Here is a 12279-nt window from a genome sequence, read left to right as displayed (position 1 = left end):
CGCTTTTCTCTAACATCATCTTAACACCTTATATAAAAAAAGCATGATTATTTCATTTAATGAAAATAATCATACTTACTCATTAATCATGTATTTTTTTAGCTAAACACATTTCCACAAATTCAACATCAAAATGTTTAGCTCTTGATCCTGAATAACCCATATTTAATGATGAGATTTGTTTCATTTCTTCTTCATTTAATTCAAAATCAAAGATATCTATATTTTCTTTAATTCTTTCTACATGTGTTGATTTTGGAACAACAACAACACCTCTTTGTACATTCCATCTAAGTAAGCCTTGTCCTACTGATTTATTATATTTAGCTGCAATTCCTTTTAACATCTCATCTTCAAATGGCTTATATCTTCCTCCACCTAGTGGTGCCCATGCTTCAGGAATAACATCATAATATTTCATTGTTTCTATTGCTTTTTCTTGTGTATAGTATGGATGAAGTTCTACTTGATTGACCATTGGTTTGATTTCTACTGTATTTACAAAATTGACAAGAACATGTGCATAGAAGTTAGAAACACCGATTGCTTTTAATTTTCCTTCTTTATACGCATCTTCCATAGCTCTCCATGCACTAAAGTAATCACCCATCGCTTGATGTAAAAGATATAAATCCAAATAACCTAAACCGCTTTTTTCAATCGATGCATCAATTGCTTTCTTTGCAGTTTCATAGTTTTTCATATCTTGTACCCACATCTTAGAAGTAATAAATAAATCTTTTCTAGTACAAACACCTTCTTCAATAGCACGTTTAACACCTGCACCAACCGCATCTTCATTGGTATAAGAAGCTGCTGTATCAATTAAACGATATCCTGCTTTAATTGCTTGATATACTGATTCTTCACATTCTTTTTTATCTGGTACTCTAAAGACACCAAAACCTACTATAGGCATTTTTAACCCATTATTTAATGTTTGATATTCCATTGTATTTCCCTCTTTTCTTACTTTTATTTTGAGATAAAAGTAAGAAAATGTACAATATTGATTTTGCATTCTACTATGTTTTTTTCGCATAGAAAAAACTTGGTTTTACCCAAGTTTTAACTTTCTTCAATGACACCCATTAATTCTAATAAACGATTTAAATCTTGAGTATCTGTATATTTAATAGTAATTGATTTATCATCCACTTTAATACGTGTACGATATTTTTTTCTAAGTAAACCTTCTACATATTGATATTCTTTAGGTTTTTCTACTTTTGGTTTATTTTTTCTTGCTTCTTGTAGTTCAAAACCTTTTACAATATTTTCAACATCTCTTACTGAAAGTTTTTCATCAATGACTCTTTTCGCAATTCTTAATGCCTTTTCTTTGTCTAAAGTAATAAGTGCACGCGCATGTCCCATTGATAAGGAACCATCTAAAACATATTCTTGAATTTTTTCTGGTAAGTTTAAAAGTCTTAATGTATTCGTAATATGTGTTCTCGATTTACCTATTCTATTAGCGAGTTCATTTTGTGTTAAATGAAGCTTTTCCATCATTGTGTAATAAGCTTGTGCTTCTTCAATTGCATTTAAATCTTCTCTTTGAATATTTTCAAGCAAGGCAATTTCCATCATTTGTTGATCAGTAAAATCAACAATGATTGCTGGGACTTCATCAAGTTCCGCAATTTTTGCCGCACGACATCTTCTTTCACCAGCAACAATTTCATAACCTTGAACTGATTTCTTTAAGATAACTGGTTGGAAAATACCATGTTCTTTAATTGATAAAGCCAGTTCATTTAAAGCTTGTTCATCAAATACTTTTCTTGGTTGATAAGGGTTTGGACGAATTTCATCAAGATGGATTTTTTCTTGACTACTTTCAGGTGTATTGTTTTCAATATCATCAATAAGTGAAGAAATATCTCCACCAAAGATAGCATCTAATCCCTTATTTAACTTTTTCTTTTTCTCAGCCATTTCTACTTAACACTTCCTTTGCCAGTTCTTTATAGGCTTGTGCTCCTACGGAAGAACTATCATAATCAAAAATACAAATTCCTGCACTTGGTGCTTCTGATAATTTAATATTTCTTGGAATTACTGTTTTATACACTTTTTCTTTGAAGTATTTTCTAACTTCTTGAGAAACTTCTAAACCTAAGTTTGTTCTTTGATCTAACATTGTAAGTAATAAACCTTCAATAGAAAGTTTTTTATTAAAATGATTTTGAGTTAATTTGATTGTATTTAATAATTGTGTTAACCCTTCAAGTGCATAATATTCACATTGTACTGGAATAAGTACCGTATCACATGAAGTTAAAGCATTGGTATTTAATAAACCAAGTGCTGGTGGACAATCAATAAATACATAATCATAATAATCTTTTACTTTATCTAACGCTTGTTTTAGTCGAACTTCTCTTCCTTGTTTTACATGCGCTAATTCTAAATCGATTCCTGCAAGATCAATTTCCCCCGGCGCAACATCTAAATTTTCAATATAAGAATGTTGAATTACTTTTTCTAAACCTACTTCTCCTGTTAAAACATGATAAGTTGATAATTCGATATAATCTCTATTGATTCCTATTCCTTGTGTTGCATTGGCTTGAGGATCCATATCTATTAATAAGATTTTGTACTTCATCTTCGCAAGTGCAGCAGCTAAATTAACGCTTGTTGTTGTTTTACCTACACCACCTTTTTGGTTGGTAATTGCGATAACCTTTGTCATCTTTACACCCCTTTACACCCAATTTTTTGTCCTAATAAAACTCTCGTTTCTACATTTTCACGAGAATTGTTTATAATATCATCATCTACTTTGACAGTATCTTTCTTAAAAATCAAGACAACTGTTGATCCACCAAATTCAAAATAACCTTTTTCTTTTCCTTTAGAAGCAATTTGATGATTATAATTGACAATCTTACCAACCATCATTGCCCCCACTTCCATTTGAATCATTTTTCCAAAGTTCTTTGAATCAATCACAGTATACTCTCTACTATTCATTTTATAAATAGGGTAGTAATCATTTGCAATCGGATTTACCGTATGAAAAATTCCTTTAATTTTTTTATGTCCTACAATTTGACCATCATCTACATAACTGTAACGATGATAATCATCAACCGCCAAACGAAAAACCAAACATACTCCACCATCATATTCGTTTGCAAGCTGTTGATCTTGTAATAAATCTTTTAATTGATATTTGGTATCTTTGATTTCTAAAATTGTTTCTTCATTTATTGGATAATAAGTAAGCTTACTATCCGCTGGTGCCATTAAAATAGAATCACTTTTATCAAATGGTCTTTTTCCTTCTTTAATTCTTCTTGTAAAGAAATCATTGTAGCTTTTATATTTCTTTTCTTCATATTGTCTCATATCAATGGAATTATTTTTAATAAAAGAAGAAATGCTTGTTTTTGATAAAGGAGATGACATATAAAATCCACCTAAATGTGTAATAAATGGTGAAACTAAGATTTTTAAAGCACATCTACCAATAGATGTGCTATAGAGTTTTTTTAATAATTGATTTTGTCCTTCTAATTCTCTAACAACTTGTCCTTGACGATCTTTAATCATGAAAAACACACAATTTGCACAAGTTCAACGACAACTAAAATGCCGAGTGCAATAAGTCCTTTCCCTTTTAATTTTGGAACTTTAAAATCAACGATAAATAAAATTCCCGTAATTAACATCAAAGTACCATATAAATAATCCAACCCAAAAATAACATACCTTAAAGCAAATGCAAAAGGTAAAATAAAGGCAGAAGTTGTGACTGGTAACCCTTGATAATATTTTCTTTTCTCTGTTGTTTGTTGCTGTCTAGTTTCTTCAGTTACATTAAAATAAGCTAAACGGATAACAGCTGCAAGTACATAAAGTATTTCAATTGCAAGCCATCCAACTGAAGATAGTCCTAAATTATATCCTAGTATCGCAGGGAAAACACCAAAAGAAATTAAATCACATAAAGAATCGATTTGAATCCCAAATTTCTTTTCTTCTTCTGTACGATTTTTTTTACTTCTAGCAACCATTCCATCAAATGTATCACAAACACCACACATCATTAAACAGATAAATGACCATTGGTATGCACCTATCACCGATAGATGGATTCCTACCATCGCAAACACTAAAGATAAGTATGTAAGAATGACAGTATAACTATAAAATCCTATCATATTCTACTCCCTCTATAATTAACGAACCTATTATAGCATAATTTTAGCTAATAATGTAGTTTATTTCGTTTATATCGTATTATTCATGTTTTTGAAATTCTCGATTCACATTTAAATCTTTATATAAAACCACTTCATGTCTTTTTAAACTTTCTGGTACATCAATAATTCTTTGATTTGAAGAACCTCTAAATTTCAAACTTAAATCTTTTAATTCTTCAACAAACTTTCCATCAACAAGAACATCGATATAAGATAAAAGCTCATCGGTTACTTCACATCTTGCTCTACTTTCTTGTAAAAGTTCTCGGTCAAAAAGATAGCCTGTATAACACCAAATATCTTTTTGAGGATATGTTTCTTTGACTCTTCTAACAAAAGAAACAAGCGCTCTTTGATTACTTGGTTCCATTGGTTCTCCTCCTAAAAGAGATAATCCTGTAATATGTTCTGGTTTTAAATAATCAATAATTAAATCTTCTACTTCCTTCGTAAATTCTTTTCCATATTTAAAATCCCATGTCATTTGATTAAAACAATTCTTACAATGATGTGTACATCCTGAAACAAACAAAGACACGCGGACTCCTAATCCATTGGCAATATCAAAATTCTTAATCTCTGCATAATTCATATCTTTTCCTCTTTTCTTAAGAATCTTATCATATTTCTTTCATTATAAAAAGGAAACTAACTGATTCCTCGACTTTGTACTAAATCATGAATGTTTCCTTTATAAAGACATTCTAATTCTTCAAACAATAAATAATCTGAAGGTTTCATTAAACTTGGCATTTTAGGTAATTCAAGAATTTGGCTATGTGCTAAAATTTCACTGACAAATTCTGAACAAAAATAATAATGATGACGTCGATAAGCTAATTCAAAATGACATAAAACAAGACCCATCAAATTATATTTATAATCTCCTTCATCTTCTAATATTTTTTTCAAAAGAGCTTTAGCTTTATTATATTTATCTTCTGTTACTTTTATACGATATAAAGCACACGGAATAGAACTATTTTTAAGATAAAAACCACTAATCAAAGATTCATTTTTAATTCCTGCTGGTAAAGGCGTATAAGTATACTTACGAGCACAGCTATACATAGGTTGTAAACTTTCTTCAAAAGAAATCGAAATATGCGTGTAGTCATCCTGTGTCATATAATAGATAGCTTTTGAAACAAATGAATTTGATTTAGTGAGTAATAGATAAATTGTTTTCATAGTCTCTCCTTTATTAAACCAACTTTCATTATGGCACAAATACTCTAAATTATCGACAAATTTATATAAATTTATTATTCTATCATTTTTTTATTTATCTTTTCTTGTAATGTTTCTAATGGACAAATGATAATTATAATTGAACTATCAATAGAATACATATAAAAAGACCATCTCTGGTCTTTTTATAGCTTCATTATTTTTTCCATAATCCATGAAGATTACAGTAAGCATACACTTCTTCTACTTCTTCACCTTCTAAGATTTTAAAATCAACACTTGGTTTTTCTCCTGGTTTTAGATATTTTCTTTGAATACCTTTATCTGTTTTTAAAGAAACCCATTCAATCCAATGTTCTGCTGTCATTGGATGTTCAACTTCTCCAATAAATACATGAACGGTATCACCTTCCACTGTATAAACAGGAATATGTTTTTCAAATGCAGCATCTTCAATCCCTACTTGAAGCTCTTTCATAACTTCGCCACAACATACCACAGGGACTCCTTTATCTTCTACTTTTTCAATCACATTTCCACAGTGTTTACAAATATAAAATTTTTGATTCATAGCCTTTTCCTCTCTTCTATAAGTAGTAATTATTCCTATTTATAATATAAACTATTTTTCTCTATTAAGCAAACAATATGCATCTAATAACAATCCCAATTATAGCGAACATGACTAAAATCTTTATTTTTTAAATCTTCTTTTGAAATAAAGAAATTACCGACACCTGAATCTCCCCATAAGATATGATCTTGTGAATCAAGTTGAAATAACAATACTTCATTATTATCTTCTTGACGAGGATCATATTGTGTGAAGAAAGGATAGCCTCCTATTTGACAAGGAATCAAGGTAAATAAATCATTTAATTCATCCATTACCTCATCATCTTGCATGACTTCTTTTAAGTTTTCATCTAAATAAGTATCAACAACTTCATCAAAGTGAATATCATTCATTGTGATAACTTGTTTATCTAAATGATCCTTTAATAAAAAAGTTGTATCTTTTTCTAACGGAAGTTCTGTATCTTCGCTATATTGAAACTTATAAACACATGATTCATCTACTAATTTTGGTACTTCTTCTAAATAACGTAAACACCACCCTGATTGACTATATTCATTATCAAAGTCTAATCCATAAACGCCATCATCTCCACTAATAAAGATTTGAAGCAATCCTTTTTCTGGAAAATCTTTTATATGAGGTATTTGTTCAAAATTTATTTGTGCTAATAAATATAAAGGTGCTCCCGTTTTTTGATTTACTGGAAGATTTTGATCTCTAGGCACATAATAAGCACCACCTACTTTACTATCAAAGATATGTGTTTCTTTTTCTTCTAATTCAAAGCGTATATAGTCTACTTCACTTACTTTTTTTAATCTTTGATAGATTCTTTTGGCAGGTTTTTCTTCTTTATATTCTTCTTGTTTATTATTTTCTTTTTTTAATAGTTTGTCTAAAAATCCCACAACAATCCCTCCTTTATACTATTGTATCAATTAATTAATATTTAAAAAGAAAAAACTTATTTTCTAGTGAATATATATGTCGAAGGAGATTCAACATATATACTATATAAAAATAATATTAGGAGGACTTTTATGAAATGTCCTCTATTCAAAAAAATTTCTTTATTATTCGATAAAAGAAAACAAAATCTTTTCGTTGATGATTTAACATATCAAAGAATACGATCTCAAGTCTTTAAATTATCCTAAGAAATATTAAAATGGATATACTTTTTATATTGACTTAGATAATGATTTATATGAAGTTTATATTAAAAATCATGAACCTATCATCCATAATAAAATCAGTAATTATGAAAAATGGTTAGATAGATTGGGGAATGAATTAGGAGGCAAAAAAACATAAAAAACAAATGAAACTCAACGAAAAATAATTCATTTATTGAATGATCTTGGCATTGATCGTATCTGCATGGCTGGAATTATGGGAACATTAGAGCAAGAAAACTTAAACGAAAATACTTTTTTAAATTTCATTGAAAATAAAGTTTCTCTTACTATCGAAGATTGTGCAGACCAAATATGGTATATGCGAGGATGTTAAAAACAAATACGAAAAAAGCTCATAAACACTATGTTTTCTAGCATTTATGAGCTTTATTTTTTATAAGTAATTATACTCTTTAAAATTATTCACCAACGTATGGTAATAATCCCATTTGTCTAGCGCGTTTGATAGCTACTGCTAATTGTCTTTGATATTTAGCAGAAGTTCCAGTTACACGTCTAGGAATGATTTTACCGTTAGCTGAAACAAATCTTTTTAATAAATCAACATCTTTGTAATCGATGTAAGTAATTTTGTTTTTTGTAAAATAACAAACTTTTCTTCTACCCATTCTTTGTCTTTTAAAAGCCATGTTCTTATACTCCTTTTCTAAAATTGAATATCGTCTTCCATGATATTATATGAATTATCAAAATCACTTTCTAATTCAACTGTTTGCATATCTTGGAAATTATTTGTTTGTGGTTGAGCTGGTTGAGAATATTGATCCATTGGTTTTTGATTCATCATACCTTGATTCATCGAACTTTGGTTTCTTTCTCTTTGTGCTCTTGTTTCTAAAAATTGAACAGAATCACAAACAACTTCAGTAACATAAACACGTTGACCTTGTGCATTGTCATAAGTTCTTGAGCGAAGTCTACCTTCAACCCCTACTAAAGAACCTTTTGAACAATATTGTGCAACGTTTTCAGCAACTTTGTTCCAAACCACACATGAAATGTAGTCTGCTTGTTGTCCATCTGCAGAGTTATAGTTACGATTTAACGCTAACGTAAAACTTGTTACTGCAGCCCCGCTTCCAGTTCTTCTAAGTTCTGGATCACGAGTCATTCTACCAACCATAACAACTCTATTAATCATCGTTAAACGCCTCCTAATTATTTACGAAGAGTTAAGTGACGTAATACTGATGCGTTGATTCTTGATAAACGTTCGAATTCTGCGATTTCAGCTGGTGCACAAGTTGCATCTACTACAACATAGTAACCTTTTGTGTAATCTTTAATTTCATAAGCGAAATCACGTAATCCCCATTCATTGACATTATCAACTGAACCACCGTTAACAGTTAAGATTGATTTGAAGTTTTCAATTAAAGTATTTCTAGCTTCTTCTTCAACATCAGGTTTTACAATAAACATAATTTCATATTTATTCATCTCTTTTACCTCCTATGGTCTTTTGGCTTACTTCTTGGTAAGCAGGCAGTAAAATAATTTACTTGCTCGTCTATTATAGACTATTGTTTCTATTTATGCAATAAAAATCAAACATTTTTGTATGATTTATCCCCTTTATAAGCCTCTTTTTTACATATTCTATAAAGAGGTGATTATTGTGGATTATATTCTGTTTATCATATGGCTTATTTTTATGATTTTAGCTCATTATCTTTTTAAAAATGAAATCAATTATCTAAAAAGAAAACTCACTCTTTTATTTAAGTATTCCCCTTATTTCAAAGATTCCATCAAGAAAATGATTAAAACCTTTTTATATACTTCTTTTACTTTAATTGTTGGAAATACTTTTGAACATCTTGATTTATGGGTTGATTTCTTTTTTGTATCTATTTGGTTTATCTTTGATGAAAAAGAAAATATAACAATTGAAAATAAAAAAGAAACAATACCTTCTCTAATTGGTATTGTCCTTGGTATCTTAATCCAATACTTTATATGACCTTACTTTCACATTTTGAATATCTTTATTCTTAACATCCAATTTCCCTTCATAATAAATATAAATACGATTTCCCTTTTTTAATCCTTTATTAGAATCTATGACTCCCGCAATCGAAATTAAATATTGTTGATGTTCATTATTTTCAATAAGCAATGTTTCATCACCTACATTTTTAATCGTTCCTACCATTGTTTCATATTGACTTAAATCAATTTCTTGATCATCACAAAAATGAAAATAACAAAATATTCCTAAACCAACAACAAGTATACCTATTACGAATCTTAAAATATGTTTTTTTCTTCTAATATGTTTTCCTGTCATTTTAAATCTTCCTGAGTAGTAATCTTTAAATTACCATAATCTCCTAACACTACTTTAATTTCTTTATCAATATATCTTTCAAAAAGCTGACTGTCATCTGTTGCTACAAAACCTTCATCTTTTGCTTTTTGATAAGCTATTTTAATATCTTCACTTTTAAAGACTTGTGGTGTTTGTGCTTGCATTAAAGTTTCTCTTTTTAATGTTTTGACCACAATTCCATCTTTTACCTCTTTGATCGTATCTTTACAAGGAACCATCAATAATCCTGCTGAATAGTCTTTTAGACATTCTACTAAATCATCAATACTTTCTTTGTTTACATAAGGTCTTGCCCCATCATGAATAAAAACATAATCTTCTTTAACCTTTTGTAATCCTTCATATACACTATCTTGTCTTTCTTGTCCACCAAAAACATATTCAATTCTTGAATCACTGACTAATTTTTTAATATCCTCTATTTCATTTTCTTTAGTAACAACAATAATTTGTTTACATTTAGTATCCTCTAAAAAATGAGAAATATTCATTTCATAAACTGTTTGATAATTGATTTTATAAAAGATCTTATTATATTTTAAACCTGTTCTTTTGCCACTTCCTGCACATAAAAGAATTAAACTATAGTTCATGCTTTTCACCTCATGATTATTTTATCACACTGTGATAAAATAATAAAATTTACAAGGATATTTATAAAAATATGATATAATCATGTTTAGACAAAGGAGAATTATATGAATACAACACTTATTATTATGGCGGCTGGAATTGGTTCACGCTATGGAAAAGGAATTAAACAACTAGCGAAAATCGGTCCTCATGATGAAATCATTATGGATTATTCCATTTATGATGCTCTTGAAGCTGGTTTTAATAAAGTCGTTTTTATTATTAGAAAAGACATCGAAAAAGAATTTAAAGAAATTATTGGTAATCGCATTGAAAAACACATTCAAGTTGAATATGTTTTCCAAGAAATTAACAATATTCCTGAAGGGTGTACAGTACCCGAAGGTAGAATCAAACCTTGGGGAACTGGACAAGCTATTTTATCTTGTAAAGGGATCGTTAATGAACCATTTGTCATTATCAATGCTGATGATTATTATGGAAAAGTTGCTTTTAAAAAGCTTCATGATTTTTTAATTGAAGATAGTCATAGAAATAGTGAGTTTACCATGGCCATGGCTGGTTTTATCTTAAAAAATACTTTAAGTGATAATGGAACAGTTACTCGTGGTATTTGTGTAGAAGATGAAGCGGGTTATTTACATAGAGTGATTGAAACTAAAGGGATTATTAGAAACAATCAAGGAACAATTGATTGTGATACAGAAGAAAGCAAAGGCATCATTCAAGAAAATAACCGCGTTTCGATGAATATGTGGGCTGGTTATCCTTGTTTTATTGATTATCTTGAAAATGGTTTTAAAGAATTCTTATTAGATGATAGTGGAGATGAACTTACTAAAGAATATTTATTACCTATTATTGTTGATCAATTAATTAAAACAAACAGAGCTTCAGTAAAAGTATTAGAAACAACTGATAAATGGTTTGGTGTTACTTATCCAGAAGATAAGCAGATAGTCCAAGATTCTATTAATGAACTTATTGAACAAGGTATTTATCCAGAAAAATTATGGAAATAAAAAGTCTAGCTTAAAGTTAGACTTTTTCATTACCATAAATCATCGGTACAACACGATTATTACCTAAAAAAACAGAAAGTACATCTTCTTTCATATCCAATCCACTATAAATAAAATCCACAAGTTTCTCAATATCTACTTGTAAAACAGCAATCTTTTGATTTTGATGATAATCAAATTCTATAACCGCACATTGTCTTATAATTCCCCATTTTGTATCCTTTGTATCTCCTAGATAATCAGGTAACACAAGAAAATTATAAACACCTACATTCGTCTCATTTTCCTTTTCATAAATACGCTGAAATTGTTCCTGATAGAAAAATTGTTTATAAATATCTAGGTTTCTTGGTAAATAGTAAGCTTCTTTTTCATAATCCCATCCATAATATTTAGCATCAAGTATACAACAACTTTTTTGTGGTCTTTCATATTTAGGATTTTCTAGGATTCTTTCACAAACAATATCTGGGATATTCTTTTTATTTTGATTGATAAAAACACTTTCTCTTTCTTTGACAATTTGTTTTTGTTTATGATCTCTTTTTTGTTTGCCTATCGCATTCCAATGATAAGTATTATATTTTGTATCATTAATATTTATTTCTTTATCTAATAATTGACTATTAAAAAGAACATCGCCTTTTTGAATACTTATTTGATTATGAAAGAATTCTCCTATCATCCATTCAAAAACCATTTCAAATTTAAAAGTGATGATTTCTTGAGTCATTGTTGTTGTTTTATTTTCTTTGATTGCTTGATTACACCAATATTCAATAAACCCATTCTTATCTATAAAATCACATTTTTTTTCATTAGCCATAAAATATAAATCAAATAATCTTGCATATTTATAAAGTAACGTTTCTTTATCAACATCCTCTTTAATAATAACTGATTTTGGTAAAGATAAAATCAAACGATTTTTATCAAAAAGAATACCTACAAAATTACTTATATATATCCATTCCTTTGTTTCTTTACCCATATTTCTTCTAAAAAGAGATTCTTTCACATTCTCTATTACATCTCGATACTTATTATAATTAACGCCTTTACCATCTTGTATTAATTCTATTTCCATTTTTTTACCCTCTACTTAACATAAGCATATCTCTATTAAAGAAAAGATGTCAAACAA

The 12279-nt window shown here is 28.9% G+C and carries 17 protein-coding genes; 2 read left to right on the top strand and 15 right to left on the bottom strand.

The window, feature by feature from the left end:
• Positions 1-82: 82 nt before the first annotated feature.
• The 12 genes from C7U55_RS08580 to rpsF all read right to left on the bottom strand — a co-directional run bounded on the left by C7U55_RS08580 (position 83) and on the right by rpsF (position 8627).
• Positions 83-952 carry an aldo/keto reductase gene (locus tag C7U55_RS08580; protein ID WP_106988212.1) on the bottom strand — a complete coding sequence of 290 codons (870 nt, stop codon included), beginning with the start codon at positions 950-952 and terminating at the stop codon, positions 83-85.
• 116 nt (positions 953-1068) lie between these two features.
• The gene (locus tag C7U55_RS08575) at positions 1069-1941 is read right to left on the bottom strand and encodes a ParB/RepB/Spo0J family partition protein (RefSeq protein WP_106988211.1); all 873 of its coding nucleotides are present in this window, start codon (positions 1939-1941) and stop codon (positions 1069-1071) included.
• A complete protein-coding gene (locus tag C7U55_RS08570) occupies positions 1934-2701 on the bottom strand; it encodes a ParA family protein (protein WP_048924228.1) in 768 nt (255 codons plus the stop codon). Before C7U55_RS08570 ends, C7U55_RS08575 begins: the two co-directional genes overlap by 8 nt.
• 2 nt (positions 2702-2703) lie before the next feature.
• The gene (locus tag C7U55_RS08565) at positions 2704-3564 is read right to left on the bottom strand and encodes a phosphatidylserine decarboxylase (protein WP_106988210.1); all 861 of its coding nucleotides are present in this window, start codon (positions 3562-3564) and stop codon (positions 2704-2706) included.
• Entirely contained in the window at positions 3561-4175 is a 615-nt protein-coding gene (locus tag C7U55_RS08560; RefSeq protein WP_106988209.1) for a CDP-alcohol phosphatidyltransferase family protein, read from the bottom strand. The genes C7U55_RS08565 and C7U55_RS08560 overlap by 4 nt, the downstream gene beginning before the upstream one ends.
• 79 nt (positions 4176-4254) lie before the next feature.
• Positions 4255-4809: an anaerobic ribonucleoside-triphosphate reductase activating protein gene (nrdG, locus tag C7U55_RS08555; protein WP_106988208.1), complete on the bottom strand. Its 555-nt coding sequence runs from the start codon at positions 4807-4809 to the stop codon at positions 4255-4257.
• A gap of 56 nt (positions 4810-4865) precedes the next feature.
• Entirely contained in the window at positions 4866-5408 is a 543-nt protein-coding gene (locus C7U55_RS08550) for a hypothetical protein (protein ID WP_106988207.1), read from the bottom strand.
• Positions 5409-5604: 196 nt separating this feature from the next.
• On the bottom strand, positions 5605-5979 hold the full coding sequence (locus tag C7U55_RS08545; RefSeq protein ID WP_106988206.1) for a desulfoferrodoxin family protein: 375 nt from the start codon (positions 5977-5979) through the stop codon (positions 5605-5607).
• Between the two features lie 83 nt (positions 5980-6062).
• On the bottom strand, positions 6063-6896 hold the full coding sequence (locus C7U55_RS08540; RefSeq protein WP_162297433.1) for a YwqG family protein: 834 nt from the start codon (positions 6894-6896) through the stop codon (positions 6063-6065).
• Positions 6897-7585: 689 nt separating this feature from the next.
• On the bottom strand, positions 7586-7816 hold the full coding sequence (gene rpsR, locus C7U55_RS08535; protein ID WP_022001180.1) for a 30S ribosomal protein S18: 231 nt from the start codon (positions 7814-7816) through the stop codon (positions 7586-7588).
• 17 nt (positions 7817-7833) lie between these two features.
• Positions 7834-8328, bottom strand: a complete 495-nt coding sequence (ssb, locus tag C7U55_RS08530; RefSeq protein WP_106988204.1) for a single-stranded DNA-binding protein — start codon at positions 8326-8328, stop codon at positions 7834-7836.
• A 17-nt stretch (positions 8329-8345) separates the two neighbouring features.
• Positions 8346-8627 carry a 30S ribosomal protein S6 gene (gene rpsF / locus C7U55_RS08525; RefSeq protein WP_106988203.1) on the bottom strand — a complete coding sequence of 94 codons (282 nt, stop codon included), beginning with the start codon at positions 8625-8627 and terminating at the stop codon, positions 8346-8348.
• 178 nt (positions 8628-8805) lie between these two features.
• On the opposite strand from rpsF, the gene C7U55_RS08520 reads away from it, so the two are divergent.
• Entirely contained in the window at positions 8806-9150 is a 345-nt protein-coding gene (locus C7U55_RS08520; protein WP_106988202.1) for a hypothetical protein, read from the top strand.
• On the opposite strand, the gene C7U55_RS08515 is transcribed toward C7U55_RS08520, so the two are convergent.
• Positions 9130-9477: a hypothetical protein gene (locus tag C7U55_RS08515; RefSeq protein WP_106988201.1), complete on the bottom strand. Its 348-nt coding sequence runs from the start codon at positions 9475-9477 to the stop codon at positions 9130-9132. The two genes, C7U55_RS08520 and C7U55_RS08515, sit on opposite strands and share 21 nt — an antisense overlap.
• The gene (ispD, locus tag C7U55_RS08510) at positions 9474-10112 is read right to left on the bottom strand and encodes a 2-C-methyl-D-erythritol 4-phosphate cytidylyltransferase (protein ID WP_106988200.1); all 639 of its coding nucleotides are present in this window, start codon (positions 10110-10112) and stop codon (positions 9474-9476) included. Before ispD ends, C7U55_RS08515 begins: the two co-directional genes overlap by 4 nt.
• Before the next feature lie 105 nt (positions 10113-10217).
• Here ispD and C7U55_RS08505 point away from each other — a divergent pair, with 105 nt between their 5' ends.
• The gene (locus C7U55_RS08505; protein ID WP_106988199.1) at positions 10218-11135 is read left to right on the top strand and encodes a nucleotidyltransferase family protein; all 918 of its coding nucleotides are present in this window, start codon (positions 10218-10220) and stop codon (positions 11133-11135) included.
• Positions 11136-11151: 16 nt separating this feature from the next.
• Here C7U55_RS08505 and C7U55_RS08500 read toward each other — a convergent pair whose 3' ends face one another.
• Positions 11152-12222, bottom strand: coding sequence for a hypothetical protein (locus tag C7U55_RS08500; protein ID WP_106988198.1), 1071 nt, complete (start codon positions 12220-12222; stop codon positions 11152-11154).
• Between the last annotated feature and the right edge of the window lie 57 nt (positions 12223-12279).

The sequence above is a fragment of the Faecalibacillus faecis genome, from assembly GCF_003024675.1.
Taxonomy (GTDB): Bacteria; Bacillota_I; Bacilli_A; order Erysipelotrichales; family Coprobacillaceae; genus Faecalibacillus; species Faecalibacillus faecis.
Note: the sequence above shows the minus strand (reverse complement) of the source record. Positions and strands in the feature narration are given on the sequence as shown.

Coding starts and splice junctions, on each gene's coding strand:
- C7U55_RS08500 (WP_106988198.1), bottom strand. CDS start 12,222: ATGGAAATAGAATTAATACAAGATGGTAAAGGCGTTAATTATAATAAG.
- rpsR (WP_022001180.1), bottom strand. CDS start 7,816: ATGGCTTTTAAAAGACAAAGAATGGGTAGAAGAAAAGTTTGTTATTTT.
- C7U55_RS08575 (WP_106988211.1), bottom strand. CDS start 1,941: ATGGCTGAGAAAAAGAAAAAGTTAAATAAGGGATTAGATGCTATCTTT.
- rpsF (WP_106988203.1), bottom strand. CDS start 8,627: ATGAATAAATATGAAATTATGTTTATTGTAAAACCTGATGTTGAAGAA.
- C7U55_RS08545 (WP_106988206.1), bottom strand. CDS start 5,979: ATGAATCAAAAATTTTATATTTGTAAACACTGTGGAAATGTGATTGAA.
- C7U55_RS08580 (WP_106988212.1), bottom strand. CDS start 952: ATGGAATATCAAACATTAAATAATGGGTTAAAAATGCCTATAGTAGGT.
- C7U55_RS08560 (WP_106988209.1), bottom strand. CDS start 4,175: ATGATAGGATTTTATAGTTATACTGTCATTCTTACATACTTATCTTTA.
- ssb (WP_106988204.1), bottom strand. CDS start 8,328: ATGATTAATAGAGTTGTTATGGTTGGTAGAATGACTCGTGATCCAGAA.
- C7U55_RS08505 (WP_106988199.1), top strand. CDS start 10,218: ATGAATACAACACTTATTATTATGGCGGCTGGAATTGGTTCACGCTAT.
- nrdG (WP_106988208.1), bottom strand. CDS start 4,809: ATGAATTATGCAGAGATTAAGAATTTTGATATTGCCAATGGATTAGGA.
- C7U55_RS08565 (WP_106988210.1), bottom strand. CDS start 3,564: ATGATTAAAGATCGTCAAGGACAAGTTGTTAGAGAATTAGAAGGACAA.
- C7U55_RS08550 (WP_106988207.1), bottom strand. CDS start 5,408: ATGAAAACAATTTATCTATTACTCACTAAATCAAATTCATTTGTTTCA.
- ispD (WP_106988200.1), bottom strand. CDS start 10,112: ATGAACTATAGTTTAATTCTTTTATGTGCAGGAAGTGGCAAAAGAACA.
- C7U55_RS08570 (WP_048924228.1), bottom strand. CDS start 2,701: ATGACAAAGGTTATCGCAATTACCAACCAAAAAGGTGGTGTAGGTAAA.
- C7U55_RS08515 (WP_106988201.1), bottom strand. CDS start 9,477: ATGACAGGAAAACATATTAGAAGAAAAAAACATATTTTAAGATTCGTA.